This window comes from Streptosporangium sp. LJ11, from assembly GCF_051918945.1.
Lineage (GTDB): Bacteria > Actinomycetota > Actinomycetes > Streptosporangiales > Streptosporangiaceae > Streptosporangium.
The window spans coordinates 32,123-58,825 of sequence record NZ_JBPXMB010000038.1 but is presented as its reverse complement, the minus strand read 5'-3'; the positions used below and the strand labels follow the sequence as shown (position 1 = coordinate 58,825).

At 72.1% G+C, this 26,703-nt stretch carries 26 protein-coding genes; 10 read left to right on the top strand and 16 right to left on the bottom strand.

Annotated features, from left to right (window positions below; genetic code table 11):
• Positions 1–112: 112 nt before the first annotated feature.
• Both ACTOQ3_RS38795 and ACTOQ3_RS38790 read left to right on the top strand, forming a co-directional pair.
• A complete protein-coding gene (locus ACTOQ3_RS38795; RefSeq protein WP_440088690.1) occupies positions 113–613 on the top strand; it encodes a SigE family RNA polymerase sigma factor in 501 nt (166 codons plus the stop codon).
• Positions 610–1,803: a hypothetical protein gene (locus ACTOQ3_RS38790; protein ID WP_440088688.1), complete on the top strand. Its 1,194-nt coding sequence runs from the start codon at positions 610–612 to the stop codon at positions 1,801–1,803. Before ACTOQ3_RS38795 ends, ACTOQ3_RS38790 begins: the two co-directional genes overlap by 4 nt.
• Before the next feature lie 63 nt (positions 1,804–1,866).
• Here ACTOQ3_RS38790 and ACTOQ3_RS38785 read toward each other — a convergent pair whose 3' ends face one another.
• Genes ACTOQ3_RS38785 through ACTOQ3_RS38775 form a run of 3 tightly spaced genes read right to left on the bottom strand, consistent with a single transcriptional unit; the run spans position 1,867 to position 5,305 of the window.
• Positions 1,867–3,897, bottom strand: a complete 2,031-nt coding sequence (locus ACTOQ3_RS38785) for a hypothetical protein (RefSeq protein WP_440088686.1) — start codon at positions 3,895–3,897, stop codon at positions 1,867–1,869.
• The gene (locus tag ACTOQ3_RS38780) at positions 3,894–4,739 is read right to left on the bottom strand and encodes a hypothetical protein (protein WP_440088684.1); all 846 of its coding nucleotides are present in this window, start codon (positions 4,737–4,739) and stop codon (positions 3,894–3,896) included. The genes ACTOQ3_RS38785 and ACTOQ3_RS38780 overlap by 4 nt, the downstream gene beginning before the upstream one ends.
• A gap of 53 nt (positions 4,740–4,792) precedes the next feature.
• A complete protein-coding gene (locus ACTOQ3_RS38775; RefSeq protein ID WP_440088683.1) occupies positions 4,793–5,305 on the bottom strand; it encodes a hypothetical protein in 513 nt (170 codons plus the stop codon).
• Between the two features lie 160 nt (positions 5,306–5,465).
• Between ACTOQ3_RS38775 and ACTOQ3_RS38770 the strand changes: the two genes are divergently transcribed.
• Positions 5,466–6,542, top strand: coding sequence for a helix-turn-helix transcriptional regulator (locus tag ACTOQ3_RS38770; protein WP_440088681.1), 1,077 nt, complete (start codon positions 5,466–5,468; stop codon positions 6,540–6,542).
• Between the two features lie 140 nt (positions 6,543–6,682).
• Here ACTOQ3_RS38770 and ACTOQ3_RS38765 read toward each other — a convergent pair whose 3' ends face one another.
• From ACTOQ3_RS38765 to zwf, 7 genes are all read right to left on the bottom strand, one after another.
• Entirely contained in the window at positions 6,683–7,009 is a 327-nt protein-coding gene (locus ACTOQ3_RS38765) for a cupin (protein WP_440088680.1), read from the bottom strand.
• A 67-nt stretch (positions 7,010–7,076) separates the two neighbouring features.
• Positions 7,077–7,697, bottom strand: coding sequence for an AAA family ATPase (locus tag ACTOQ3_RS38760; protein ID WP_440088678.1), 621 nt, complete (start codon positions 7,695–7,697; stop codon positions 7,077–7,079).
• A 1,116-nt stretch (positions 7,698–8,813) separates the two neighbouring features.
• Positions 8,814–10,049, bottom strand: a complete 1,236-nt coding sequence (locus ACTOQ3_RS38755) for a TIGR03118 family protein (RefSeq protein ID WP_440088677.1) — start codon at positions 10,047–10,049, stop codon at positions 8,814–8,816.
• 262 nt (positions 10,050–10,311) lie between these two features.
• A complete protein-coding gene (eda, locus tag ACTOQ3_RS38750) occupies positions 10,312–10,923 on the bottom strand; it encodes a bifunctional 4-hydroxy-2-oxoglutarate aldolase/2-dehydro-3-deoxy-phosphogluconate aldolase (protein WP_440088675.1) in 612 nt (203 codons plus the stop codon).
• Complete coding sequence (locus tag ACTOQ3_RS38745; protein WP_440088674.1) at positions 10,920–11,876, bottom strand: glucokinase; 957 nt, start codon at positions 11,874–11,876, stop codon at positions 10,920–10,922. The genes eda and ACTOQ3_RS38745 overlap by 4 nt, the downstream gene beginning before the upstream one ends.
• A gap of 229 nt (positions 11,877–12,105) precedes the next feature.
• The gene (edd, locus tag ACTOQ3_RS38740; protein ID WP_440088672.1) at positions 12,106–14,001 is read right to left on the bottom strand and encodes a phosphogluconate dehydratase; all 1,896 of its coding nucleotides are present in this window, start codon (positions 13,999–14,001) and stop codon (positions 12,106–12,108) included.
• A 77-nt stretch (positions 14,002–14,078) separates the two neighbouring features.
• Positions 14,079–15,554, bottom strand: a complete 1,476-nt coding sequence (zwf, locus tag ACTOQ3_RS38735; RefSeq protein WP_440088670.1) for a glucose-6-phosphate dehydrogenase — start codon at positions 15,552–15,554, stop codon at positions 14,079–14,081.
• Between the two features lie 160 nt (positions 15,555–15,714).
• Here zwf and ACTOQ3_RS38730 point away from each other — a divergent pair, with 160 nt between their 5' ends.
• From ACTOQ3_RS38730 to ACTOQ3_RS38720, 3 genes are all read left to right on the top strand, one after another.
• A complete protein-coding gene (locus tag ACTOQ3_RS38730; protein ID WP_440088669.1) occupies positions 15,715–16,917 on the top strand; it encodes an ROK family transcriptional regulator in 1,203 nt (400 codons plus the stop codon).
• Positions 16,918–17,031: 114 nt separating this feature from the next.
• The gene (locus ACTOQ3_RS38725) at positions 17,032–17,325 is read left to right on the top strand and encodes a hypothetical protein (protein ID WP_440088668.1); all 294 of its coding nucleotides are present in this window, start codon (positions 17,032–17,034) and stop codon (positions 17,323–17,325) included.
• Positions 17,322–17,918: a DUF1349 domain-containing protein gene (locus ACTOQ3_RS38720; protein WP_440088667.1), complete on the top strand. Its 597-nt coding sequence runs from the start codon at positions 17,322–17,324 to the stop codon at positions 17,916–17,918. Before ACTOQ3_RS38725 ends, ACTOQ3_RS38720 begins: the two co-directional genes overlap by 4 nt.
• A gap of 65 nt (positions 17,919–17,983) precedes the next feature.
• On the opposite strand, the gene ACTOQ3_RS38715 is transcribed toward ACTOQ3_RS38720, so the two are convergent.
• Positions 17,984–18,637 carry a MarR family winged helix-turn-helix transcriptional regulator gene (locus ACTOQ3_RS38715; RefSeq protein WP_440088666.1) on the bottom strand — a complete coding sequence of 218 codons (654 nt, stop codon included), beginning with the start codon at positions 18,635–18,637 and terminating at the stop codon, positions 17,984–17,986.
• A 72-nt stretch (positions 18,638–18,709) separates the two neighbouring features.
• On the opposite strand from ACTOQ3_RS38715, the gene ACTOQ3_RS38710 reads away from it, so the two are divergent.
• The 3 genes from ACTOQ3_RS38710 (at position 18,710) to ACTOQ3_RS38700 (ending at position 22,065) form a co-directional block, all read left to right on the top strand.
• Entirely contained in the window at positions 18,710–19,879 is a 1,170-nt protein-coding gene (locus ACTOQ3_RS38710) for a flavin-dependent oxidoreductase (protein ID WP_440088664.1), read from the top strand.
• Positions 19,880–19,927: 48 nt separating this feature from the next.
• Complete coding sequence (locus ACTOQ3_RS38705; RefSeq protein ID WP_440088663.1) at positions 19,928–20,377, top strand: DUF3237 domain-containing protein; 450 nt, start codon at positions 19,928–19,930, stop codon at positions 20,375–20,377.
• A 92-nt stretch (positions 20,378–20,469) separates the two neighbouring features.
• Positions 20,470–22,065: a CocE/NonD family hydrolase gene (locus ACTOQ3_RS38700; RefSeq protein ID WP_440088662.1), complete on the top strand. Its 1,596-nt coding sequence runs from the start codon at positions 20,470–20,472 to the stop codon at positions 22,063–22,065.
• Here ACTOQ3_RS38700 and ACTOQ3_RS38695 read toward each other — a convergent pair.
• Positions 22,040–22,255 (bottom strand): hypothetical protein, encoded by a 216-nt coding sequence (locus ACTOQ3_RS38695; RefSeq protein WP_440088660.1) that lies wholly within the window; start codon positions 22,253–22,255, stop codon positions 22,040–22,042. The genes ACTOQ3_RS38700 and ACTOQ3_RS38695 overlap by 26 nt on opposite strands.
• A gap of 86 nt (positions 22,256–22,341) precedes the next feature.
• The gene (locus ACTOQ3_RS38690; RefSeq protein ID WP_440088659.1) at positions 22,342–22,791 is read right to left on the bottom strand and encodes a carboxymuconolactone decarboxylase family protein; all 450 of its coding nucleotides are present in this window, start codon (positions 22,789–22,791) and stop codon (positions 22,342–22,344) included.
• Positions 22,792–22,874: 83 nt separating this feature from the next.
• Here ACTOQ3_RS38690 and ACTOQ3_RS38685 point away from each other — a divergent pair, with 83 nt between their 5' ends.
• On the top strand, positions 22,875–23,759 hold the full coding sequence (locus tag ACTOQ3_RS38685; protein WP_440088658.1) for a sigma-70 family RNA polymerase sigma factor: 885 nt from the start codon (positions 22,875–22,877) through the stop codon (positions 23,757–23,759).
• Positions 23,760–24,129: 370 nt separating this feature from the next.
• Here ACTOQ3_RS38685 and ACTOQ3_RS38680 read toward each other — a convergent pair whose 3' ends face one another.
• From ACTOQ3_RS38680 to ACTOQ3_RS38670, 3 genes are all read right to left on the bottom strand, one after another.
• Positions 24,130–24,438 carry a MiAMP1 family antimicrobial peptide gene (locus ACTOQ3_RS38680; protein WP_440088657.1) on the bottom strand — a complete coding sequence of 103 codons (309 nt, stop codon included), beginning with the start codon at positions 24,436–24,438 and terminating at the stop codon, positions 24,130–24,132.
• A gap of 335 nt (positions 24,439–24,773) precedes the next feature.
• On the bottom strand, positions 24,774–25,994 hold the full coding sequence (locus ACTOQ3_RS38675) for a cytochrome P450 (RefSeq protein ID WP_440088655.1): 1,221 nt from the start codon (positions 25,992–25,994) through the stop codon (positions 24,774–24,776).
• Positions 25,995–26,180: 186 nt separating this feature from the next.
• A complete protein-coding gene (locus tag ACTOQ3_RS38670) occupies positions 26,181–26,645 on the bottom strand; it encodes a cupin domain-containing protein (RefSeq protein WP_440088653.1) in 465 nt (154 codons plus the stop codon).
• Positions 26,646–26,703 lie beyond the last annotated feature (58 nt).

Sequence of the window (26,703 nt, the reverse complement as noted above, 5' to 3'; positions counted from 1 at the left end):
ACTTTTCCCGGGCCCGGTGAGGCAACCTGGACGGCGGTTCGTGCATGGAAGAGGTATGCGATCTCAGATTCGACGAGCGGTGATGGAACCGCCACCGACGGCGGAGCGGCCGGTGGACGGGGCTTCCGAAGACGCCGCCGTGGCCGAGTTGTTCCTGGCTCACCGGCTTGGCCTCGTCCGTCTGGCATTTCTGCTGGTGGGGGACCAGGAGACGGCCGAGGACGTCGTTCAGGACGCCTTCGCGGCGCTCCAGCGCCGGTGGAGCCGGTTGGCCGACCACGACCGGATGCTGCCCTACCTCCGGGTGGCCGTGGTGAACGGGTGCCGCATGGTCCACCGGCGGCGGGTGGTCGTCGGCCGGTTCACCGGTGACCGGGAAACCCCGTTCTGGTCGGCGGAGGCCGCCACCTTGCTGGGCGAGACGCGTCGTGAGGTGCTGGTGGCCGTACGCGCGCTGCCGCGCCGCCAGCGCGAGGCCGTGGTGCTGCGCTACTACCTCGACCTGTCGGAGGCGGAGATCTCCGAGGCCATGGGGGTCAGCCGCGGAACGGTGAAGTCGACCACCTCTCGAGCCCTCAGGGCGCTCGCCGTGAAACTGGAGGAGACCCGATGAGCCCGCGGATCGAAGACCGGCTCCGTGACGCCTTCGCCGCCGGTGCCGAACTGGTACGCGCCGAGGCCCTGCGCCCCGCCGAGGAGGCCGTGCGGGTGGAGGCCGCCCCGCGCCGGCGCGGGCTCGCCCTGGCCGTCCCGCTGGTGGCGGCTCTCCTCGTCGTGGCCGTGAGCGTGGCCGTCCCGGCGTGGACGCGCGGCCCGGCCGCGGTGGAGCCCGCGGTGGAGCCCACGGTGAGGCCCACGATGGAGGTCTCCTCGGGACCGCGTTTCCTGCTGGTCGCCGACGACGACGGGGTGACGGTCCGCGACGCGCTCACCGGGACGGTCACCGACAGGGTCGGGGTGCCGCGAACCCCGGAGGGGAGCTTCCGGGATCCCGGCGGGTACCTGCTCGCCGGGACCGGCGAAGGTACGGCGTTCTACGTCGCCCGGAGCGTCACGTCCCGCCGGACGCACGTGAGCACCACCCGATTTCACCGGGTGCGGGTCGACAAGATGGGGAAGGTGGCCGATCTGACCCGCGATGTGATCCCCGCGGTGACCGGTACGGCCGCGAGTTCCCTCGCCGTCACCGGTGACGGCGCCCGGCTGGCCTACAGCCTCGACGGCAAGGTGTGCGGCAAGGACAGGACGTCGCGCTTCTGTCCCGGCGCCCGGCTCACGGTCGTCGATCTGCCCGCGGGGACGACACGCGTCTGGACGACGGACGTCGTGGAACGGATCGAGCACCTGTCGTGGACGGCCGATCACCGGACGCTCGGTTTCGTGGCGAAGTCCGAGGCCCGGGTCCTGGACACGGCCGCCGCCGGCACCACGCTCGCGACCGCTCGCGTCGTGGTCGGGGGACAGGAGGTCACGGCCGCGACGATCAGCCCGGACGGCCGCACCATGCTGGTCGGGCGCACCCGGCCGCCCACGGGCCGGGTGAGCCGCTACCGCATCGACGAGTACCCCGTCACGGGCGGAGGCAGGATCAGCGGGCTGGTCGCCGCGAGCCTCGGCGACAGGGCCGCCGCCCGGTGGAGCCTGATCCGCTACGACGTCACCGGGCGGCACGTGCTGTTCATGGGCGACGTCTTCCCGCTGAGCAGGTGGAACGACTGGAGGATCACCACCCTGGTTCACCACGGTCCCGGGGACCCGCGCCCGAAGGGCTCGCCGCGGCAGGCGCTGGGGGCGGCCTGGTGATCGCGAGGCCGTTCCGGCCCCGCCGGGTCCCGCACCTGGGAGAGGCGTCCCCCGGGTGCGGGATCAGACGAAGCGGAGGTAGCCGATGACGTTGTTCAGCACCTCCGGGTCGTTCTCGGGGAAGCGGGCGACGAAGGTGCGCAGCCTGCCGGTGTCGTCGAGGGCCGCCCAGAGGTAGGCCACCTCGGCGTCGGGGAGCGTCATCCACCAGGCGGTGCCGGGAAAACCGCCGAAGTTCGCGTCGGCCGGGGGCCGGGTGCTCAGCGGGCGGGCGGGGAGGGTGCGCTCCAGTTGTTCGCGGACCGTGCTCAGGATTCGGGCGCGGGACGCGGCAGAGGCGGGCGGGGCGATGCGCAGGACCCTGATCGCCAGGTGGTGGAGCCTGTTGGGTGAGGTCAGGTCGGCGGTGCCGGCCCGGTCGTGGGAGAAGGCCCAGCCGTCGGGGCGGCACAGGGCGATGCCGCCGGCCCAGTCGGCGTACCCGGTCAGGCCGACGCCGGTGCCGGTCGACCGGGTGGCGCCCGCGCCGGCCAGCAGGCGGCCCTCGGCGTAGAACTCGACCCGGTACTCGCCGGTCGCGGGGCAGGCGGCGTCGACGACCGTCCAGGACGTGGTGCCCGAGGGCTGTTCGGGCTGCCAGGGCTGGATGCTGACCAGGTCGGAGCGCTGCAGCCACTCGTCGCCCGGCTGTGCCCGGTAGTAGACGATCGAGGCCATCCTGGCGCCCTTGAACATGCCCTCGTAGGAGAGCGTCGCCTGGATGACGGCACCCTGCGCGGCCACCCTGACCGCCGGGATCCGGGCCGACGGCGCGGGCCGCGCGTTCGGGGCGAGCTCCTCGCCCTGGACGCGCACCAGCTCACCCTTGATCTCCTGGGCGAGGGGCCGGGCGTGGTCGCGCTGGGCGGACACCAGGTCGAGGGTGGTACGGGTGGCGGCGTAGAGCTCGTTGCGTTCGGTGGGGTCGGGGCGGCTCCTGATCACCCGGAGCAGCTCGGTGGCCGCACGCCTGGCCTCGGCGGTCTTCTTCTGGCCGAGCAGGGCCAGCAGCAGGTTCATCCGGGGTATCGGCGGTCCGGGGTTGAGCGCGACGGCGGCCCGGCTGTGCTCCTCGGCCGCCTCGTAGTCGGCCAGGTGGATCTCGAAGCCCCCCAGGTTGACCAGGGCGGTGTACTTCTCGTCGCCGCCGTACTCGACGGCCTTGGCCATGTCCGCCACCGCGGCCTCGTACGCGCTGCGTGAGGCCGTGCTGAACACGTACGCCGACGTGACGCGCTCGGGGCTGGCCGCCATCACGCGGGCGCTCGCGCGATGCTCGTAGGCGACCGCGTAGTCGTCGCGCAGCGCGATCGCCCGGGTGTAGTGGGCGATCGCGCTCTCGTACTCGCGCAGCCCGGCGAGACGGTCGCCCTCGGCCACGGCCGCGACGGCCGCGCGGGGCGTCGTGACGGGCGGTACGACGAGGAGGACGAGGGTGCCGGCGACGGTGACGGCCACTATCGCGGCGGCGGGCCGCACCAGGTGGTTCCGGTTGGCCTCGCCGACGGTCAGGGACAGGCCGAACAGGGTCAGCGCGATCGCGAGGAGGGCGGTCCCCGCCGAGTAGGTGTTGCTCCTGTCGCCCCACGCGCTCGCGGTCTCCTGGGTCGCCTCCTGCAGGAGGCCCGCCACGGTCGCCTCCCTGTTGAGATCACCGAGGTAGCGCTGGGCGGCGACCGCGTCGGCGCCCAGCAGCGGGGAGGAGTCGTCCAGCTTGCCGTACGCCTGCCGGAGCCGGTCGGCGACGGCCTCGTGCTCCCGCTCGCCGAGCAGCGTGGCCCGGAGTGACTCGAGGTCGTGACGGCGCTTGACGGTGGTGGCGGCGCCGAGGTTGGCGGTGCTCTCCATGGAGTCCGCCGTCGCCCCCGCCTGGGCGGCCAGCGCGGTGACGGAGGCGCGTTGCGCCTCACGGGCGTTCCTGTCCTCCTGGGCGCCCGCCTGCCCCCCGAGGTAGGTGAGCACTCCCGCGAGCAGGCCCACCGCGGTCATCGTGAGCGCGAGCCCGCGCTTGAACGGGGTGTCGAACTCCTCCGTCGTACCGGGTCCCTCCGTCATACCGGGGCCAGGGAGAGCCACAGGGCCAGGACGGTGAGCAGCCCGTACCCGCCGAGGGAGGCTCGCAGGAGCCGGTCGCGCCGCGGCGGCGCGACGAGGCGGGCGACGGTCAGCAGGAGCACGATCGCGAGGGTGCCGCCGACGGTGAGGGTGAGATGGCCGACCCGGTCGTGCAGGGCGTCGGCGCGTCGCGCGGTCCGGGCGGGCTGGTCGCCCGGAACCGTGAAGATCTCGTAGTTGCGGATCACGGCGGCCTCGCTCATCTCGTAGTCCCACTTGGCGGAGGCACCCGCGCCGGGAAGGTGGCGGCGGTCGATGTACTGGTCGACGAGGAAGCCGTCGGCGACCTCGCGAAGGGTCCTGGCCTCGTCGGGGTCGACGGCCTCGATCGCGTCGGCCTGGGCGTGGAGGGCCCGGTAGTGCACGACCTGGCCGCCCCTCGACCGGCTGCTCATGTGCGCCACCACGCCCGCCGTCCGCACCTGGATGGTCTCCACCACGGCCTGCCGGTCGGTGTCGATGGCCTGCGAGTTCAGCCGCACCGCCGCGTACGAGGCGGCCGCCCCGGTGATCGTGGACAGGCCGATCGCGATCGCGATGATCCGCTCGTACGGCCGGGCCCCGCCCCGCTCCCCGCCGCCCCGCCTCGGGAAGCGGAAGCGCCGTTTGCGGAGCGGCTTCCTCGGCTCCGCCGCACCGGCCCTGCGGAGGGTCGTGATCCTTGCCCGCAACGACCGGACGGCGCCGTGCTGGGGGCGGCCGTTCCGGTCACCCGCGGGGACGCCGCCCGAGCGCTCGGCGTGGCCGGGATCGGGCGCGTTCCCTTCGGCTTCGGGGGGCATGCGAGACCTCCGGCTCAGGGGCCGGCAGGCGCGGTCACCGTGCCGGTCCGTGGTCAGTTGATGACGATAACGGCATCGAACCACGGAGTCGACAGGGACGACAGCGGGCTGCGCAGTTTCTCCACGCCCAGCCGGTAGGTGCCGGGGTTCAGCCCGCCGAGCGGCAGGTAGCGGCCGGTGAGGTTGGAGGCGCTGCCGGTCCAGAAGCCGTGCTGCAGCGAGCGGAGGACCGTCACGGGTCCCGACGCCAGGCGCGGGTGGACGGCGGAGAGGTTGCCCGACAGCCGGAAGCGGGCGCCCGCCGCCGAGTTCCGAGCGGCGGTGCGAACGGTGGAGAAGATGAAGTAACGGTGGTTGTACCCGGCGCCCGACGTCAGCGGCGGGCAGCCCACCGCCACGACGGTGCCGCGGACGGTGCCCAGCCGCAGCGGATCGGAGTAGGAGCCCGAGCCGGCCAGGGAGCGGCAGCTCACCGTGGTCACCGTGGTGGCCGTGGTGGCCGGGGCGCCGGCGGTCTCCGCCGACGCGTGGGCCGCCGGCCACTGCGCCGACGTGAGAATCAGCAACGCGGTCGCTCCCAGGCGTGCGAAGCCCGTTCTTTTCATTATTCCCCCATTTGTACTATTTGGTGCGAGTGTCTGTGTGACCAGATGTATCGGGGAAAGGGAGCCGCCGTATATCCCAACTTTCTGGGATGGGCGGTGGATCGGCTTTATGATTTGCGGCATGCTCCCTGATTCGGCCGGTTTCGAGCAGCGGCTTGCCCGGCAGCACAGCGCTCTCGACGTGCTCGACGTCACCGCTTCCGCGGTCCTGAGGCGGGTGCCCGCTGACGTGTGGTGCACGGTCCTGATCGATCCGTCCACCCTGCTGGACACCGGCGGGCAGAACGAGGCGGGATTTTCCCCGGAATATCTCCCTCGCCTGTTCGAGATCGAACATGTCGAGGCTGACGATCCGGGTAATCTTCGCGAGCTGGCGAATGGCGCGTCCACCACGAGTCTTCTCAGTCGCGCAACAGTCGGAAATATCCACTCTAGTAAGTATTATCAGGACATTTTGCGCCCGCAGGGACTTGGCGACGAACTACGGGTCGCCCTTCGTGACGGCCCGCACGTCTGGGGCCTGCTGGTGATGTGCAGAGAGCACGGTGCCGCGCCGTTCACCGACGCCGACGAAGCGGCCGCCGCGCGGCTGGGCCGCCCGGCGACGGCCGCGCTGCGGCGCTCGCTGCTCCTGTCCGGAGTGGACACCGGCGCGGTCCCTGACGCGCCCGGCCTGGTCGTCGTCGACCGGGAGGGGGCCACCCGGTCGATGTCGCCGACGGCGCGCACCTGGCTGGAACTCCTCCAGGACGGATCGCCGGAGCACGCCCGGCCGCTGCGCGCGGTGGCCGCCGCCGCGCTCTCGTCGGGAACGGCACGTTCCCGCGCGCTCACCCGGTCCGGCCGATGGGTGGCTCTCCAGGCGTGGTCGATGGGGCAGGAGGAGGAAGGGCTCGTCGCCGTCTCCCTCGGCCCTCCCGAGCCGGGAGAGCTGACCGCGGTCATCCTCGGCGCCTACGGTCTGAGCGAGCGCGAGCGGCAGATCACCCAGCACGTCATGCGCGGCCACTCCACGACACAGATCGCGGGCCGGCTGAACATCAGCCCCCACACGGTCCAGGACCATCTCAAGAGCGTCTTCGCCAAGACCGGCCTGGGCAGCCGGCGCGCGCTCGTCGCGGACATCTTCTTCCGCCACTACCTGCCGCATTTCGGCGAGGGACCGTTGTCGACGGACGGGCGCCGCCTCGCGGGATAGACGGTCCGGACCGTCACGCCGTCGCGCGGGTGCCGGAACCCGCCCGCGCGGGACGCGACGGGCCGCCCGTGACCGCCTCGGCCGCGCCCTGGCCGTTCCGGACCGCCCCACGTCAGGTGGGGCGGTCCGCGCCGGCGCTCTCAGCCGCCGATGTTGACGACGCTGGTGAGGATGACCACCGACTCCTCGTCGGCCTCCAGCGAGTGCCGCCGCTGCGGGATCGGAGCGGTCTGGCCCGCGCCGAGCGCGACGGTCCGCTCGTCGTCGATGAGCCGGACCCGCCCCGACAGGACGTGCAGGCTCGCGGCCGGTGGGGCGTCGTGGTCACCGAGGGCCGTCCCCGCGGTCAGCGCGATGATCGCCTGACGCAGCGTGCCCTCGTTGAGGTAGGTGTGGGCGCTGCGGCCGTGCAAGCTCGCCCTGGCGAGGGCGAGATGCTCCGCGGCGAGAGCCAGTACGTCGATCATTCGGTTCCTCCTGGTCGCTCTGAACCTGCCCTGGGCGGGCGAGGCGCAGAGCCAGGTGAAGGTAAAGTCATCCGTCCCGCCGTGCGGCGGGCCGCTCGTCGAAGCGTATGGCCCTGAGCAGGTTCGCGGCGGGGCGGTCGAGGATCGTGACGCTCGCGGCCGGGGGGAACGAGCCGCCCCGGGCCCGGTCGATGATCACTCGCCAGCGGCGGCAGTGCCGGGCGAAGGTCGCGCTCGTGACGACCCGGCCGCGCGAGAGCTGTCCCTCGCGGGCCGTCCTCGGCTCCACGTCGAGCAGGATCAGGTGGACCTCGCTGCCGACCCTGCGGGCCAGCCAGGCGAACCCGTACAGGATGTGCGGCCACGTGCCGCGGGTGTGCGCGACGACGGCGTGCCCCTTCAGCAGGGCGCGGGCGATCCGCACCACGTGGGTGGTGTGCACGAGCGGGATGCGGGCTCTCGGAGGGACCGGGCCCAGGTAGCGGGCCCACCAGTTGCGGGACTGGCGCGAGTCGATGACGCGGGCCTCACCGGCGCGCACCGGCTCCCTCTCGTCGCCGCGCAACCCGTACAGCCGGTCGAGCAGGGTGCTCTTGCCCGCGCCGGGGAGCCCCGCGAGGAGCACCAGCGATCCCGCCGGGTAGTGCAGATCGTCGACGGAGGACCGGCTGGCCGGTGTGGTGGCCATCACGTGCACCTCGCTGGTATGGGGAACTTCTCTCATAGTGCGTCTCGCAGCCTTCCAGTGGCGGGATCGAGTTCGCCGTCGGTCCGGCGGGCACCGGAGGGGACGAACCTGGCGAAGATCGGACCGAGGGCTACTCGTGAGGCGCGTCCGGAGATGACGGCGGACGACGGCCGGGACGGTACGGGCCGGCCACGGCCACGGGGCGGGTCGCGGTGGGGATGTGGCGGGAGGGGGCGTCGCGCCGGACGGCCAGGAAGGCCCCGGAGACCCTGGAGACTCCGGAAATCCGGGAAACCCGGGAAACCCGGGAAACACGGCTCCGGAGGGGGGACGCCGGTGAGGTGGTGCCCGGAGGGGGAGGGGACTGTCAGGGGCATGCTCGCTCCTCGAATGCGCTCGGCCATTCGAGGTCTCCTTCACCCGCACCTCACGGGCGACCGTCCGGGGACGCCACAGGGCGTCCGTATTGACCGGGCCGGTTCTTGGGAAGTACTCCCCTCGTTCGTTCAAGGTTAAAGGAAACCGGGCGGTGGCGCGGTCACCGACGGGTGACTCTCCCGGGCGGCGTCGTGCCGGGGCGCCCGCGGAGGGAGCCGGGAGCCCGGGAGCCCGGGTCCCCGACCCCCGTTCCGATCCCCGGTTCCGGTCCTCGGCCCCGGTTCTTGGTCCCCGGTCCTCGGTTTCCGGTCCGGACGCGCCGCGGCGCCGGCACCCCTCCGGCGCTCCGCGCGGGCCGGCCTGTCGGCTCGGCCTCGCGGTCCGCTGGGGTGGGGGTGCCGGCGCCGCCGGAGAAACCTCGGGCACTGGCGCCCGCCGGTGGTCCGTCAGTGGTTTTGACGCGCTCCTCGGCATGAATTCCGAGGATTCAGCCCGTGTCGCTCTCGGGACACCTCCGCGGCTTCCTGCTTCACCGACCCGAGCCATCGAGATGGTCCTACCGGGTCTCCACAGGCTTTCGAGCCCTCACGAACTCCGTTCCCGCCCGCCCGGCGGTACCCGGCGCGAGCGCCTTACCGAGCGCCGGTCCGCAAGGAGGGCGAATCGGCGCCCCTTGCCCCGCTACGAGGGAGAGTCCACATCACCTCCGGCGTGAACACCGGAACACCACGGACGAACTCAGTAGCCGGAGTTGTTGGACCCGGAGTTGTTGGATCCGGAGTTGTGGGAACTCGGGTGCGAGGAGGAGGGGGAGGGGGACGCGTTGCCCGTGGGGGAGCCCGTCGAGGTGGCCGCTCCCGAAGGCCGGATCAGGCCGAGCAGGCCGTGCGTGCCGCCGTCGCTGCCCGCGCTGAACCACAGGGCGTTCGTGCCGCCGACGGTCTCGGTGCCGGGCTCCAGGTCCCACAGGCCGCCCAGGGTGATGGCCCTGCCGTCGGAGGAGCGCAGCGGGCCGAGCGGGCGGCCGTTGCGCGGGTTGTAGGCGTTGATCCGGCCGTCGCCGAAGTTGCCGACCAGCAGGGCTCCGGAGTGGGCGCCGAACCCCTTCGGAGCCAGCGTCATCGCCCAGGGGGCGTTGAGGGCTCCGCGCGCGGCGAAGCGGCCGACGAACCGGCCCGAGCCGTTGAACTGGCTGACGAACCCCTTGCCCTGCCCGGCCACCGACTTGCCGGTCTCGGGGTCGCGCTTGGCGTACGCGACGAGGATGGAGTTGCCCACGACCTCCACGTTGAACGGCGCGTAGTCCTCCGGCAGGCCGGGGTCCCGGAACGCGCGGCGGCCGAAAGAGATCCGGTCGAAGTCGCCGTCGAAGACGTGGACCCGGTTGTGGGCGAAGTCGGCGGCGAGCAGCATCGGCCCCCGGTTCGTCTGGGCGAGGGCCAGGCCCTTGAAGTCGGCGCCCTTGACGAACGCGCTGATGATCGCGTCGTCCGGGTCGGCCTCGGCGTTCCAGCCGGTGATCGCCCCGCTGGGGCTGGCGAAGATGAACGTCGCCGGCCCGGCACCGCCGGGGCCCTTGACGACGAACTCCTCGCCCGTGTTGACGACCTGCCCGGTGGGCCTGCCGCCGGGGACGCGTACCTGCGTCTTCTCCTGCTTCACGGTGCCCGCGCCGCCGGAGTAGACCGTGGCCAGGCCGGTGCCCGCGGCCGAGACCCACAGGGTCTTGCCCATGGCCAGTCCCCATGGGTTGACCAGCGTGGGGTCGGTGACCGCGGCCCGTCCGCTGACGTCCGAGACGAGGTTGGTGACCGCGAAATGGTTTCGCAGGGTCTGCCGACCGGCTTTCTCCGGGCCGCTGCCGGTCTTGGTCTGTTTCGCTCCGGCCTGCGCCTGATGGGTTCCGGCGGACGCCGTACCGGCGACGCCCATGACCAGGACCGTGGCGCAGATCGTGACGATGCGTACTCGCATTCATGGCTCCTCTGTGAGGGAGTGCCTTTCGCCGCGAGATACGCGTGGGGTTCGTGCGCGGTTCAGTCCGTTTCGGAAAGGTCCGGACCTGGGAGGAGCCGGGCGGGCGGAAAAAGGGCGGCCCGCGACCGCCGGGTGGGGCGGCCACGGGCCTGATCCCATGAGCGTCACACCGGGTCACGGCGACTCATGGCCGCGGCGCGCGCCAAGGGAGGAGGAGGCGCGCTCGCGGGGTCTTCGAGGCCCCGCCGGGCGGGAGGGGTCAGCGGAGGGCGGCCGCCTCGGTGGCCAGTTTCTCGATCCTGGCGTAGTCGCCGCTGGCGAGCGCGTCGGCCGGGGTGAGCCAGGTCCCGCCTACGCAGCCGACGTTCGGCAGCGCGAGGTAGTCGGGGGCCGTCGCGAGCTTGATGCCGCCCGTCGGGCAGAACCTGACCTGCGGCAGCGGGCCGCCGAGCGCCTTCAGGTACGGCAGGCCGCCGGCCGCCTCGGCGGGGAAGAACTTCATCTCGGTCACCCCGCGCTCGGCGAGGGCCATGACCTCCGACGCGGTCGCCACGCCGGGCAGGAACGGCACCCCGCTGACCTCCATGGCGTCGACCAGCCCCGGCGTGGTCCCCGGGCTGACCAGGAACTTGGAACCGGCCGCCACGGCGGCCGCCACGTCGGCCGGGGTGCGGATGGTGCCCGCGCCGATCACCGCCTCCGGGACCTCGGCGGCGATGCGCGCGATGGCGTCCAGGGCGGCGGGGGTGCGAAGGGTCACCTCGATGACCGGCAGGCCGCCCGCGACCAGGGCGCGGGCCAGGGGGACCGCGGTCTCCGGATCGTCGATCACGACGACCGGGACGACCGGGGCGATGTCGAGCAGACTCATACGAACTCCATGGTGGACAGGCGCTGGTTCAGCCAGGCCGCCGCGCCGGTCAGGGCGGGCTGGGGGGCCACGATCAGCGCCGTGGCGATGCCGGAAAGGTAGTCGTTCAGGGTCGGGGTGGCCTCGAAGCGACGGCGGAAGTCGCTGGAGCGGACCCGGTCCACGATACGCGGAAGCACGCCGCCGCCCAGGTAGACACCGCCCCGCGCGCCGAGGGTGAGGGCGACGTTCCCGGCGAAGGTGCCGAGCATGGCGCAGAAGACCTCGACGGTCTCCGCGCACAGCGAGTCGTCCATCCGGGTCACGATGTCGGAGGCGGACAGCCTCGGCGCGTCCGTCCCGTGGACGAGCGCGAGCCCCCGGTGCAGGCGCGACAGGCCCGGCCCTGACAGCAGGTGCTCGGCCACCACGTGCTCCAGGCCGTCCGCGCGCAGTGCCCGGACGATCTCGTGGTCCCGCCGGTCGAGGACGGGCGCGGTGACGTGCCCTCCCTCCCCGGGGATCGGCACCCACCCCTCGGCGGCGGGCACCAGGCCGCCCACGCCGAGACCGGTTCCGGGTCCGAGGACGGCCTTGACGCCGTGCGAGGGCTCGGGGCCGCCCAGGGAGACCAGGTCGGCGCCCCGCAGGTGCGGCAGGGACGCGGCCAGGGCCTCGAAGTCATTGAGCAGCCAGGCGTTCGGGATGCCGAGATCGCGTACCGACCCCGTCCACCCGGCGTTGGTGAGCCGGTAGCGGTCGCCCTCCACGGGCCCCGCGATCGCGACGCACGCGGCTCCCGGCTGAACTCCGCCCGCATGATCTGCGATATAGGCGGCTACGGCTTCGGGTAGGCCATCGTGTTCCGCGCCCGCGAGCACGGCCACCGCCTCGGGCTGTCCACCGGGCTCGGTGACCAGCCCGAACCGGGCGTTGGTGCCGCCGATGTCGGCGACGAGCCAGGGAAGGCTCACGAGATCTCCTTCGCGGGTCGGGCGGCCGTGGCGGGCCTCCCGAGGTTCACCGGCCGTGCGACCCCCGCGGGCCGTGCGACCGGCACGGACGGAGACCGTACGACCTCCACGTGCCGCGCGCCCCGCGCGACCGGCGTGACCCGCGCGGACGTGGGCCGCGCGGAGGGAGGCCGTACGAATGTGGATCGTGCGAATCCGGATCGTGCGAAGGAGACGGTGGTGTGTTCCCTCACGCACGGATTCCGCTCTGGGCGGTCGCCAGGCGCGTGCCGTTCGCGACGGCCTCGGCGTGGCCGTTCAGGGCGAAGACGCCCGCGCCGCGCTCGGCGGGGCCCGCCGCGCGGCGGAAGGCGCCGAACAGCTCGCGGCCGGTGCCCACCCACTGGGCGTCGGTGAGCGGCGCGCCCTGAACGGGCCTGGCGGCCAGTTCCGCGGCGGGGACCAGCAGCTCCAGGGTTCCGGCGGCGGCGTCGAGGCGGATCGGGTCGCCGTCCCGCACCAGCGCGATGGGGCCGCCGTCGGCGGCCTCGGGCGACAGGTGGATGGCGGCCGGGACCTTGCCGGACGCGCCGGACATGCGGCCGTCGGTGACGATCGCCACCCGCTGGCCCCTGTCCAGCAGCACCGCCATCGGCGGGGTGAGCTTGTGCAGCTCGGGCATGCCGTTCGCGCTCGGCCCCTGGTAGCGGATGACCGCCACGAAGTCCTGCCCGTCCAGCTCTCCCGCGTCGAAGGCGCGCAGCAGCTGCAGCTGGTCGTCGAAGACCTTGGCCGGGGCCTCGATGACCAGGTGCTCGTCCTTGACCGCGGAGACCTTGCTGACCGCGCGTCCCAGGTTGCCGTCGAGCATGTGGATGCCGCTGTCGGCGGAGAACGCGTCGGAGACCGGGCGCAGCACGTCGAGGTCGGTGCTGCCCTCGGTGCGCTCCTGCCAGACCAGCTCGCCCTCCTTCAGCTCGACGGCCGAGCGGTAGTGGTCCAGCCCGCGCCCGGCGACCGTCAGCACGTCGCCGTGCAGCAGCCCGGCGTCCAGCAGGTCGCCGATGAGCACCTGCATGCCGCCCGCGGCCTGGAAGTGGTTCACGTCCGCCTGGCCGTTGGGGTACATGCGGGTGAGCAGCGGCACGGCCTTCGACAGCGCGGCCAGGTCGTCCCAGAGGAGCTCGATGCCGGCCGCCGCGGCGATGGCGACGATGTGCATGGTGTGGTTGGTCGAGCCGCCGGTCGCCAGCAGTGCCACGCAGGCGTTGACGATCGCCTTCTCGTCGACGACCTCGCCGACGGGGGTGTACTCGGGGCCGTGCGCGGTCAGCTCGACCGCGCGCCTGCCCGCCGCCTTCGTCAGGGCCTCGCGTAGCTCGGTGCGCGGGTTGACGAACGTCGAGCCGGGCAGGTGCAGGCCCATGACCTCGATCATGACCTGGTTGGAGTTGGCGGTGCCGTAGAAGGTGCAGGTGCCGGGGGAGTGGTACGACTTCGCCTCGGCGTCGAGCAGCTCGTCCTTGCCGACCTTGCCCTCGGCGAACAGCTGCCGGGTGCGTGCCTTGACCTTGTTGGGCAGGCCGGAGGTCATCGGCCCGGCGGGGACGAACACCGTGGGCAGGTGGCCGAAGTGCAGCGCCCCGATCAGCAGGCCTGGAACGATCTTGTCGCAGACGCCGAGCATGAGGGAGGCGTCGAACATGTCGTGCGAGAGCGCGATCGCGGTGGCCATCGCGATGACCTCGCGGCTGTAGAGCGACAGCTCCATGCCCGCCCGGCCCTGGGTGACGCCGTCGCACATCGCGGGCACGCCCCCGGCGAACTGCGCGACGCCGCCCGCCTTCCTGACGGCCGCCTTGAGGATCGCCGGGTAGGCCTCGTACGGCTGGTGCGCCGACAGCATGTCGTTGTAGCTCGACACGATCGCCACGCCCGGCTTGACGTTGGCGCGCAGGTCCCGCTTGTCGCTCTCGCCCACGGCGGCGAAGCCGTGCGCCAGGTTGGCGCAGCCCAGGCTCGCCCTGGCGGGCCCGCGCAGGCGGGCCGCCTCGGCCTCGGCGTGCAGACGGTTCAGGTACGCGGTGCGGCTGGGACGGCTGCGCTCGACCAGACGGTCGGTCACCTCCTGGATCACGGGATGCATCCGGCCTCCTCGGTCGTGGTATGCGTCGTCGTTTCCGGTGTCGTGGTCGTTCTGGTGAGGGTGCCCGGCTCGCGCGCTCACGCCTGCCCCTCCTCGTGCCAGACGCGCCCGCTGCGGCCGACGAGCTCGTGGGCCGTGGCGGGGCCCGCGCTGCCCGCCGGGTACGGCTCGGGCGGGGTGCCCTGGGAGTCCCACTCGTCGAGGATCGGGTCGATCCACCGCCAGGCGGCCTCGACCTCGTCGCGTCGCATGAACAGGGTCGGGTTGCCGGTGAGGACGTCCATGAGCAGCCGCTCGTAGGCCTCGGGCACCCGGCCGGTGAAGGTCTCGGCGAAGCTGAGGCTCAGCGGGACCGGCTTGAGCGCCACCTCGCCCGCGCCCGGCTCCTTGGCCATGATGTTCAGCTGGATGCCCTCGCTCGGCTGCAGCCGCAGCACCAGCCGGTTGGGCGTGCTGCCGGGGAAGATCGAGTGGGGCACGTCCTTGAACTGCACCACGATCTCCGAGCAGCGGTTCGGCATGCGCTTGCCCGTCCGCAGGTAGAACGGCACCCCGGCCCAGCGCCAGTTCTTCACCTCGGCGCGGATCGCGGCGAAGGTCTCCACCCGGCGGGAGTCCTCGGTGGGCGCGGTGCTGTCGGGCTCGTCGAGGTAGCCGGGCACTCGGACGCCGCCGGACTCGCCCGCCGTGTACTGGCCGCGCACCGTGAAACGGTCCACCTCGCCGCCGGTGACGGGCCGCAGCGACTGGAGGACCTTGACCTTCTCGTCGCGGATCGACTCGCGGTCGTTGCGCGACGGCGGCTCCATCGCCACCAGGCACAGCAGCTGGAGCAGGTGGTTCTGCACCATGTCGCGCAGCGCGCCCGCGTGGTCGTAGTAGCCGCGGCGGCCGGGGGTGCCCACGGTCTCGGCGACGGTGATCTGGACGTGGTCGATCCAGAGGGAGTTCCAGATCGGCTCCAGGAACGCGTTGGCGAACCGGAGCACGAGGAGGTTCTGGACCGTCTCCTTGCCGAGGTAGTGGTCGATGCGGTAGATCTGCCGCTCCTCGAAGATGGCGCCGACCTCGTCGTTGATGCGCAACGCGCTGGCCAGGTCGCGGCCGAGGGGCTTCTCCAGCACCACCCGCGAGGCGGGGGTGACCAGGCCGGCGCGGTGCGCCTCCCGGCAGAACGGGCCGAACGTCATGGGCGGGCTGGCCAGGTAGAACACCCGGTCGCGCTGCTCGTACCCGCCGAGCATCCCGGTGAGCCTCGCCCACCCGGTCGGGTCCTCGCCGCCGATGTCGACGGTGACGTGGTGCAGGCGGCCGAGGAAGCGCTGCCAGGTGTCGAGGTCGTCCACCGGCACCGAGCCGCGCACCTCGGCGTCCACCTTGCCGCGGAAGTCGGCGTCGTCGAGCCCGCCGCGGGACATCGCGATCACGCGGGTCTCGGGGGCGAGACGCCCGTCGCGGTCGGCGTGGTAGAGGGCGGGGAGGAGTTTCCGCATGGAGAGGTCGCCTGTGCCGCCGAAGACGATGAGGTCGGCGGGTTGAGGGGTCTCAGACATGGGGCGGCGCTCCGTAGTGATCTACCAGTAGTGATCTACCAAAATTGGGTATAGATCGGACACTAGCTACATCTTGCGCTCTACACAAGCGGAGTTTTGTAATTTGAGATGAGAAAGTAGGAAGTTTTCATTTCCTAAGTGGGTGTGATTCACTTGGCGGATGCCTCGACGTCCCGCTGCCGCGCTGGCCACCAGCGGTGAGGTGCTGCGCCTCATCCGCTCCGGTGAGGCCGTCACCCGCGCGGACATAGGGCGTGTCACAGGCCTGTCCAGACCCGCCGTCTCCCTGCGCGTCACCGAGCTGCTGGACCGGCGCCTCGTCGTGGAGGACAGCGAGGGCCCCTCCACCGGAGGCCGCCCGCCCACCCGCCTGGCCTTCAACGCCTCCGGCGGGGTCGTCCTGGTCGGCTCCCTGGGTGCGAGCCGCGCGCAGATCGCCGTCTGCGACCTCGCGGGCGAGGTACTGGCCAGTGCCGCCCTGGCCGTGGACGTGGAGGAGGGGCCGGACGTCGTCCTGCCCCTGGTCATGCAGACCTGGAGCGAGCTGCTCGGCGACCGCCCCGTCTCCCTGGTCCGCGGGGTCGGCCTGGGGGTCCCCGCCACGGTGGAGTTCGCGGCCGGCCGCACCGAGAGCGCCCGGATCATGGCCAGCTGGACCGGCGTGGCCATCCCGCCGATCATCGCCGAGCGCTTCCCCGTCCCCGTCTTCCTCGACAACGACGTGAACGTCATCGCGATCGGCGAGCACCGCGAGATCTACGCGGGCGAGGCCGACGACCTGCTGTTCATCAAGGTCTCCACCCGGATCGGCTCCGGGGTCATCGCCGGGGGCGAGATCCTGCGGGGGGCCCTGGGCGCCGCGGGGGAGATCGGGCACATCCCGGTCCGCGACGGCGGGGGAGTCCTCTGCCGCTGCGGCAACATCGACTGCGTCGACTCCATCGCCAGCGGCACCGCGATCCTGCGCCGGCTCCGCGACCTGGGGCACGAGGTCGACACCCTGGCCGACGTGGTGAGCCTGGTCAGGGCCGGGGACGCGGAGACCATGACCGTGGTCCGCAACGCCGCCCGGATGCTCGGCGAGGTCGTCGCCAGTGCGGTCAACCTGCTCAACCCCTCGGTGGTGGTCCTCGGCGGCGACGTCGCGGAGACCTTCCAGCCGATGGTCTCGGGGGTGCGCGAGGTCATCCACCGCCGCTCGACGGCCCTGGCCACCCGCAACCTGCGCATCGAGCGCAGCCGGCTCGGCCCGAGCGCCGGGATCATCGGCTGCGCCCACATGGTCCTGGACCACATCCTGTCGCCCGAGGCCGTCGACTCCGCCGGCTGGCAGCCGCTCCGCTCCGTCCGCTCCCTCGCCTGAGCGGTTCTCGTGCCTGGGCCGGTCTCGTTCCCGAACCGCTCCTTCGTCTGGCCGGTTCCGGCCCGACGCCGCGCTTTTCCAGACTCCGCCCCCTAAAACGCTTAAGATCGCCATATGTCCAGACCGGGACTGAGACGGGGGATCGCCGTATCCGGTGACATCGTCAGCGGGAAGGCCCTGCTCGCCCTGCTCGCCCTGCCGCCTCCGGGCGAGACCGTTGCCTGTACGCGGGGCAGGGACGCCGCGCGGGTCCCGCCGGAGAGCCCGTCTCTCTCCCTCATGGCCGACTTCGCCCGTAGCGTCAGGGGCGGGAGCGATCCGGTCTGTCCCGTCCGCGACACCGAGGTCGTCGACCGTCTCATCACGGACGCCCACGCGTTCGCAACCCGTCCGGAGGAACATCCGTGAGCGAAACCGTCTCCCTGCCCGCCTTCCCCACGCCGCTGCGCTGGCTGAACCGGCCCGAGGACTGGAGCGCCGACGGCGACGCGCTCTCCATCGTCGCGGGAGCGGGCACCGACCTCTTCTCCGACCCCGGGGAGCCGAACCGCTACGCCAACGCCCCCGCCCTCGTCGGCCGTCTGGACGGAGACTTCACGCTCAGCGCGCGGGTCAGGCTCGACCTGCTGTCCACCTACGACGCGGCCGTGCTGCTGCTGTACGCCGACGACGACCGGTGGGCCAAGTTCTGCCTCGAACTCTCCCCGCAGGGCAGGCCCACGATCGTCTCGGTGGTCACCCGCGGGGTGTCCGACGACTGCAACTCCGTGACCATGGACGGCCGGGACATCCGGCTGCGGATCTCCCGCATCGGCTCGGCCTTCGCCTTCCACGCCGCCGACGAGTCCGGGTTCTGGAACCTCATCAGATACTTCGCGCTCGACGGGGACCCCGAGGTCGGCTTCCTCGCGCAGAGCCCCACCGGCGAGGGCTGCACCGTGCGCTTCGAGGACATCGAGTACTCGCCCAAGCGCCTGTCCGACCTGCGCGGCGGGGAGTAGCCCGCTCTCCCGCCGGCCCGGGCGAGCGGTGCGCGGGAGCTCCACGGAGTGCCGGCCGGGCGACCCTACGGAGTGTCGGCCGGGCGGGCGGTGAGGATGCGGGCGAGCAGACCGCTGAGATCGGCCTGCTCGCGCGGGTCCAGGGGGGAGAACCACTCCTGCTCCCTGCGGGCCTGCTCGGCGAACGTCTCGCGGACGGCGGCCTCCCCCTTGCCGGACAGCGCGACCACCACCGCGCGCCGGTCGCCGGGCATCGGGCGACGCTCGACCAGGGCGTCGCGCTCCAGGGTGTTGACCACGTTCGTCACCGCCGAGCGGGACATGGCGGAGATCTCGGCGAGCCGGGCGGGCTGGGTCGGGCCGAGGATCCAGAGCTTGAACATCAGCCGGAAACCGGGCAGCGTCCAGCCGCGCGGGCGGTGGATCCGTGTCTCCAGGTCCGTCACCAGCAGGTAGGCCAGCTGCAGCAGGTTGTAGGCGAGCTCGAATCCCTCCGGGTCGGCGGGCGGCGGCATGCCGGCCAGGCGTTCCCGCGCGTAGGCGGCATACCGGAGATCCGCCCTGCCCGCCGGCTCCACCCGCGGCGTCCCGCCGTCCCCGGCCGCGCTCGGCTCGTCCCCGGCCGCGCTCGGCGCCGCGGCCCTTCCCCGGTCTCCGGCGCGACGGCCGGAACCCGCGCGCGTCGGTCCTCCGCCCGCGGGCTCCACTGATGGTTCCACCGCACAAGTCTTGCGCAGGAGCACCCTCACCGTGAATATTGTTATGGCCATAACAATCGGCGGGAGGCACCCGTGGACATCGTCATCGCCGGTGGCGGTATCGGCGGCCTCGCCACCGCGCTCAGCCTGCACGCGGCGGGCTTCGAGAACCTCACCGTCCACGAGGCCGCCCGCGAGATCCGCCCCCTGGGCGTGGGCATCAACCTGCTGCCCCATGCCGTACGGGAACTGACGGAGCTCGGCCTCGCCGACCGGCTGGCGGCGATCGGCGTCGCCACCGCCGAACTCGCCTACTTCGACCGGTACGGCTCCGCGATCTGGTCCGAGCCCCGGGGCGTCGACGCGGGGTACAGGTGGCCGCAGTACTCCGTCCACCGGGGACGGCTGCAGATGATGCTGCTGGACGCCGTGGTCGAGCGGCTCGGCCCGCGGTCGGTCGTGACCGGCAGCCGCGTCACCGGCCCGGGCACCGAGGACCTGCTGATCGGGGCGGACGGCATCCACTCGGCGATCCGCGCGCGCCTGTTCCCCGACGAGGGGCCCCCTCCGTGGAACGGGCTGATCCTGTGGCGTGGCACAACGTACGGCGCGCCGTTCCTGACCGGACGATCCATGATCATGGTCGGTGACGGGACGCAGAAGTTCGTGGCCTACCCGATCGAGACCGGCGAGCGGACACTGGTCAACTGGATCGCGGAGAAGCCCTCCGGTGGCGCGGCTCCCGGCCGGGGCGACTGGAACCGGCCGGCGGACCTGGCCGAGGTCGAGGAGCACTTCGCGGACTGGCGGTTCGACTGGCTGGACGTGCCGCGGATCATCGCCGGAGCCGAGACGGCCTACGAGTATCCGATGGTGGACCGCGATCCGCTGCCGCACTGGACCGAGGGGAACGTCACGCTGCTGGGCGACGCCGCCCACGCGATGTACCCGATCGGTTCCAACGGCGCCTCCCAGGCGATAATCGACGCCCGGGTGCTGGCCCACTCCCTCGCGCACGGCGACCTGGCGGCGTACGAGGCCGTGCGGCGGCCCGCCACGACCACCCTGCAGCTGGCCAACCGGCGGATGGGCCCCGAGATCGTGATGAAACTCGCCCACGAGCGCGCCCCCGGCGGGTTCGACGACATCGAGCAGGTCATCCCCTACGCGGAGCGGGCCGAGATCGCCGCCTCCTACAAGCGCACGGCGGGGTTCGACCCGGCTTCGCTGAACGGCTCCCCCTCCTGGAGCGTCGTCCGCTGACATCCTCCCCGGGGCTGAAGCCCGGGGTCCCCACGCCGGAGGTATCCGATGGACCTCGAACACCTCGCCACGTTCACCGTGAAGCTGGACCCGATCCTCGAACTCGGCGGCACCCACTGGGGCCGGCGACGGGTGATCAACATCGTGGGCGGATCGTTCGAGGGCCCGCGGTTCTCCGGCGTCGTCCTGCCGGGCGGGGCCGACTGGCAGATCGTGCACGCCGACGGCATGGCCAGCGTCGACACCCGTTACACCCTGCGCACCCACGACGGCGCGCATCTCTACCTCTCCACCTCCGGCGTACGGCACGGCCCCGCCGAGGTCATGGCCCGCCTCGCCCGAGGCGAGCCGGTGGACCCGTCGGAGTACTACTTCCGGCTGTTCTGCCGCTTCGAGACCGGTGACGAGCGCTACCTGTGGCTCAACAGAACCCTCGCCGTGGGAAAGGCCGGCCGGCTGCCGGACGCCGTCCGCTACGACGCCTACACCCTGACCTGACCCCTCCCGAACCGGACCACCGCACTCCGGGCGCCCACACCACGGCCCCGGCGTGACCCCCGAGGTCCGACGGACACCCTGAGGAACTCGCGATGCCGAAGCTGAACCGCCTCCCGCTCCCCATCGTCGCCGAGCACGACACCCCGATGCCGGTGCGCGACGGCACGATCCTGCGCGGCGACGTCTACCGCCCCGCCTCGGGCGGGCCGTTCCCGGCCCTGCTCGTCCGCACGCCGTACGGCGAGGGCTCGTTCCCGACGGCGCCGAAGATCCCCGCGCTGGAGGCCGGCTTCGCGGTGGTGCTCCAGCACTGCCGGGGGCGCGGAAGCAGCGACGGGGAGTTCCGGCCGTGGCTGGACGAGGGCGACGACGGCTACGACACCGTCGAGTGGATCACCTCCCAGCCGTGGTCGAACGGCGAGGTCGTGGCCTTCGGGGTGTCCTACCTCGCCGGATGCGCGCTCCAGGCCGCCGCGACGCGCCCGCCGGGGCTCAAGGCCGTGGTCGCCTCGATGACCCCGCACGACTTCCACGACGGGCTGAAGTACCACGGCGGCGCTCTCGCGCTCGGCTCGGCGCTGAACTGGGGCCTGCTGCAGGCGATGCTCGGTCTCATGCACGCGATGGAGGCCGGTGAGGACGTGGGCGCCGGCTTCGGCGCGCTCCTGCCCGTACTGGGCGACCAGGCCACCGCCGTGCGGACGCTGCCGCTGCGCGACATCCCCGGGGTGCCGTGGTGGAGTGACTGGATCTCTCACCCGGCCCGCGACGCCTACTGGGAGGGACTGGCCGAGACCCTGCGGCACGACCGGATCGAGGTGCCCGTGATGCACGTCGCGGGCTGGTTCGACCTGTTCCTCGCCGGAACCCTGGAGAACCACCGGCGGCTGGGCGGCCCGCTGGTCATCGGCCCCTGGTCGCACGGTTCCGGCGCGACGGGCACCGGCCACCTGGACTTCGGGTTCGCCGCCTCGGCGCAGGCGGCCATGCTGCCGCAGCGGCAGCTGGACTTCCTGCGCGGCGAGGACACCGGCCCGGCCGTGAAGATCTTCGTCATGGGCGACAACGTCTGGCGGGACGAGGAGGAATGGCCACTGTCCCGCGCGGTCGGCACCCGCTACCACCTGCACACCGGCGGCCTGCTCTCCGTCGAGCCCCCCTCGGACGCCGCGCCGTCCACCTTCACCTTCGACCCCCGCGACCCCGTGCCCACGACCGGTGGCCCTCTCCTGCTTCCCGACGTGACGAACATCGGCCCTCAGGACCAGCGCGACGTCGAGCTCCGCCCCGACGTGCTCTGCTTCACCACCGAGGCGCTCGCCTCCGACGTCGAGGTGACCGGCCCCCTCTCCGTCACCCTGCACGCCGAGACCTCGGCGGTCTCCACCGACTGGACGGCCAAGCTCGTCGACGTCCACCCCGACGGCCGGGCGATGAGCGTGACCGACGGCATCGTGCGGACCTCCGTCCCGTCCGGGGTGCACGAGATCGACCTCGTCGCCACCAGCCAGGTCTTCAGGACCGGCCACCGCATCCGCGTCGAGATCTCCAGCTCCAACTTCCCCCGCTTCGACCGCAACCCCGGCAACGGCCGGACCTCCGCCGACTCCACCGAGGCCGACCTGGTCGTCCAGCACCAGACCGTCTTCCCCGACTCCTACGTCACCCTCCCGATCGTCCCCCGGTGACAACCCCGGGCCGGACGACCACCTGCCGCACCCGTACCCGCGCCCGTAACCTCCCCTCGGCACCGGTTCCGGAGCGTTCCCGGACGAGGTGGTGGGCGCGGGCCGCGGTGGAGTCCACGCCGGCCAGGGCGAGGTCGACCTGGCCGCGAGCAGCGGCGCAGGCGAATCCCCTGATCTCCGTTCCGTGCATGGGTCGTGCTTCCGACGTCTTGCCGCCGGGACGTCGTCCCTCGCCTCGGGAGGCGCGGTCTCCGGATGGACGACGCCCCGCCCAGCTCACCGGGTCTTGCCGGCCTGCTCGCGAATCGTACGGTTGATCCGGTTGAAGAAGTTGGTCAGCGCGATCTCCAGGTTGAGCGCGGACAGTTGCTTGTTGTCGAAGTGGGCGGCGGCGCCGTCCCAGATCTCGTCGGTCACACCCGGCGCGCCGTCCTGGATCCGGGTGGCGGCCTCGGCCAGCGCGAGCGCCGACCGCTCCGCCTCGGTGAAGAACGGCGTCTCGCGCCAGGCGACCACGTTGTGCAGCCGCTCGTCGGTCTCCCCGTGCTTCCTGGCCGCCGTGACCCCGGCGAAGACACACGGGCTGCAGCCGTTGATCTGACTGGCGCGCACGTGGACCAGCCCGAGGAGGCGCGGATCGACGCCACCGGCGTGAATCGCCTTGTAGAGGTGCTGGACCGCCGTCATCACGTCGGCGTTCGCCTGGCTCTTCATGCGTGCTTCCATCGGTCTTGCTCCTTCATCGGTTACCTGTGCCCGTCCGGGCCCGTCATGACCTATGACGGAGCAGATCCGAGGAAGGTAACAACATGTCCGACACCATCCCGGCGGACCCGGTGGGCGAGGCGTTCGAGGCTCAGCGCGACCGGTTGCGCGCGGTCGCCCACCGGATGCTCGGCTCGCATGCCGACGCCGAGGACGTGGTCCAGGAGGCCTGGCTGCGGCTCTCCCGTCAGGACACGGCGACCATCCACAACCTCGCCGGCTGGCTGACCACGGTGGTCGGCCGGATCAGTCTCGACGTCCTGCGATCACGCCAGGCCCGCCCTGAGGCGTCCTACGACGACCGGTTGCCCGAACTCGTCGTGACGGTCGACGACAGCCTCGCGCCGGAGGACGACGTGGCGCTCGCCGACTCGGTCGGGCTCGCGCTCCTGGTCGTCCTGGAGTCGCTCGGACCGAGCGAGCGGCTGGCGTTCGTGCTGCACGACCTGTTCGCGGTGCCGTTCGACGAGATCGGCCAGATCCTCGGCAGGTCCACCGACGCCACCAAGATGCTCGCCAGCCGCGCGCGCAGGAAGGTACGGGCGACCGAGCGGCCGGCGGTCGCCGGACGGGAGCAGCGACAGGTGATCCAGGCCTTCCTGGCGGCGGCCCGCCGCGGCGACTTCGAGGGGTTGCTGCGGGTGCTCGACCCGGAGGTGAGGCTGACCGTCGACACCCCCGGCGGCGTGGTCGTCATCCTCGGCGCCACCAAGGTCGCCACCGGCGCGTCCGCGCGAGTCGCCGCCGGCGCGGCCGCGCGAGGGCGGGCGGTGCTCGTCGACGGCCTTCCCGGGTTCGTCTCCTGGCGCGAGGACGGAACCCCGCTCTCGGTCATGGTGTTCACCGTCGTCGACGGCCGGATCGTCGCCATCGCGACCGTGATCGACCCGGCCAGGCTCGCGTCGATGGACCTGCCGGATCCGGGGTGAGTCACCGCCGGGCATGAGATCGCGGCACCGCAGGCCACCCGCGCCCTCATCTGCGCGAAGCCATCTTGCGGAGCCGAGGCCTTTGGCCTGTCCCGGGTTCTGCGGAGGCTGTGATGTGCCCCGGTTTCGTGGAATCACCTTGGTCGACCTACCTGCCTACCCCCTCACCGACCCTCACCGATCAGATCGGGACTTGTCGCGAAGATCGTGAAGATCTCCCTGCCGGCCGGAGGTCGTCTTCCCGAGGCTCCCCTGGACGGCAGGTACCGCTGCTGGGCATGGCTCCGCGCGATGATGGCCTGGACCCGTCATGGCAAGCGCGTGACCGGAAGGCGGACGGGCTCCGGCTTCCGGCCACGCCTTCCGGGCGTCAGCACACGATGAAGATGCTCTTCCAGCCGACGGGCGTCCTCTGCTCCGCGTTGCGGTCGGCCGCCAGCTCGAAGTGCGTCACCCCCTGCGCGTCGGGCTGGTTGTACATCCGGCCGCTCTGGCCGTCGCCGTACCACTTGTACGACCCGTGGAAGGGGATGTTGGACGGGCCGCACCGGTCGATGACCACCGACCGGCCGGTGAAGCCCGGCCCCTCGTAGGCCACGTACTGCGAGGCATAGGCGGCACCGCCCATGAACACGACCATGGCGGCGGAGATGGCGGGGACGAGGGCGATTCGCTTCACGATGATCCTCTCGATGACCTCAGCGCTCTACTGAGAGTGGTTAAAACATTACCCTCGGTAGGCAAAGTGTGCCGCGTATGGTCTGGATCGCTCACGGAAAGTGTCGCCGGGGCGATGCGTCAGGGCGGGTGGCGAGGCGGTGCGCCGCCTTCCCCGGCTCCTGCGTGACCCTGCCGATCATCCTTCGGGGAGAGGCCGGACCGGACGGTCGCCTGCCGTACCCGTGCCCGCGAACCCACCTCGACGCCGGCTGTCACAAGAGGCCGAGCGGGTCTGGAGCCGACCGCGGTCCCGCTGCGGCTGAGATCGATCGGTCACCGGCGCCGCGGTCACCGTCACGCACGTTCGCCGGTCGTGACGCGCATGGCGACCGGCCGGAGGGTCAGGCCGTCGGTCCAGGTCACCGAGTCGGGCGAGCCGGTCAGGCGGAGGCCGGGCCGCCGGGTGACCAGGGCCTTGATCGCCTCGGTGAGCTCGACCCTGGCGAGGCTGGCGGCCAGGCAGCGGTGCGGGCCGTAACCGAACGCCACGTGCGGGTTGGGGGGATGCTCGGTGAAGCGGTGGATGTCGAACCGGCCGGGATCGGGAAAGGCCCGCGGGTCGTGGTTGGCCGCGTTCAGGTTCGGCATGACGACCGTCCCCGCGCGGAGACAGCCGCCGGGGAGGTCGGTGTCCTTGGTGATCCGGCGCATGAAGGCGCTGGCGGGCGGCCCGTCGAAGCGCAGGATCTCCTCGACGGCGGTGGCCGTCAGGGCCGGGTCCGCGACCAGTTCGGCCCACTGGCCGGGGTGCAGGAGCAGCCGGAAGACACCCCGGGCGATCATCGAGGCCGTCGTCTCGTGACCGGCCGTGATGAGGGAGAACACGGTGTTGACCAGCTCGCCCTCCGACAGCCGGTCGCCCTCGTCCCTGGCCTGGATGAGCAGGTCGATGAGGTCCCCGCCGGGCTCCGCGCGATGCTGGGCGACCAGTTCGGCGGCATAGGCCATGAAGTCGGTGTAGCCCTCGTAGCGCGCCTGCTCGTCTGCCGTGGAGGTGGTCAGGAACATGTCCGTCCACCGGACGAACCGCTCGTAGTGATCCATCGGCACGCCGAGCATCTCGCAGATGACACGGCCCGGCAGCTGCAGCGCGTACCCCTCGACCAGATCGAAGTCGTCGCCCAGGCCGTCGAGGAGCTCTTGGGCGATCTTCGCGATGCGGGGGCGCCACGGTTCGATCTGGCGCGGGGTGAAGGTGCCGTGCATGATCCGGCGGTAGCGGGTGTGCTCCGGCGGGTCCTGGTTGATCAGCGCGTCCGGGTCGTCGTCGATGCCGATGCCGCTCACCAGCCGCGGCAACCCCGGCAGCCGCAGGTTGCGGCTGGAGGTGGGCGAGGCCAGCAGGGCGCGGACGTCCTCGTACCTGACGGCCACCGGGACGCGGTCGCCGCTGGGCATGGCCGCCGGCTCCAGCGGCCCCGACTCCTGCCTGCGGGCGAACTCCGGCGGCGGCGTGGCGAGCGGTCCCGGCACGATGTCCGGCCAGGCCCCGTCCGGATCCAGCTCGGCGGTCATGGCAACCCCTTCCGGTCCGGGGCGCCCGGGAGACGGCCCACGCGGAACGTACGAAATGCCGTGCCGCCCGTCAACAGGCGAATCGGTCCCGCTCGGGTTCGCCGGTCCCCGTACCCGCTCCCCGGCGGGCCCGCGCCGTCACTCCCGGCCGTGCCCGCCCGTGACCGGCCGTGCCCGCCCGATGCCCTACCTCGGCGGATCGTCGACCTTGATCTTGTCTCCCGTGTCGGAGATGAAGACGACCAGCAGCTTCGCCGGTTGTGTCCGGCTGATGTTCTCCGCGAGCACATGGTGGGCGCCCGGCGGCTCGACCCAGTTCTCGCCCTGGCGGTACGTACGCACCGGCTCGCCACCGAGCCGGCTGCGCACGGCGCCCTCGAGCACGTAGGCGTAGACGAAAGCCCTGCCGTGCCGATGCGGCGCCGCGCGCGCGGCGGGCGGGAAGTCCACGATCGCCGAGGTGAACGTCTTGCCTTTCACATTCGGAAGCGCCTGTTCCACAAGAGGCGACAACTTGTCGGACGGCGGCTGCGAAACCACGGCGGCGACGGGCGTCTCGCCGGTCGCGCGCTCCACCGCGGGAGCGTACGCGGTGGCCGCGGCCACCATGCCGCCGACGAGAAAGCCACCGGCAATCCGTACCCGGATCATGACAGCCCTCCTGTCCTGCCTGGACCTTCGGGGCGCACGGGAACCGCGAGGTGTCTCG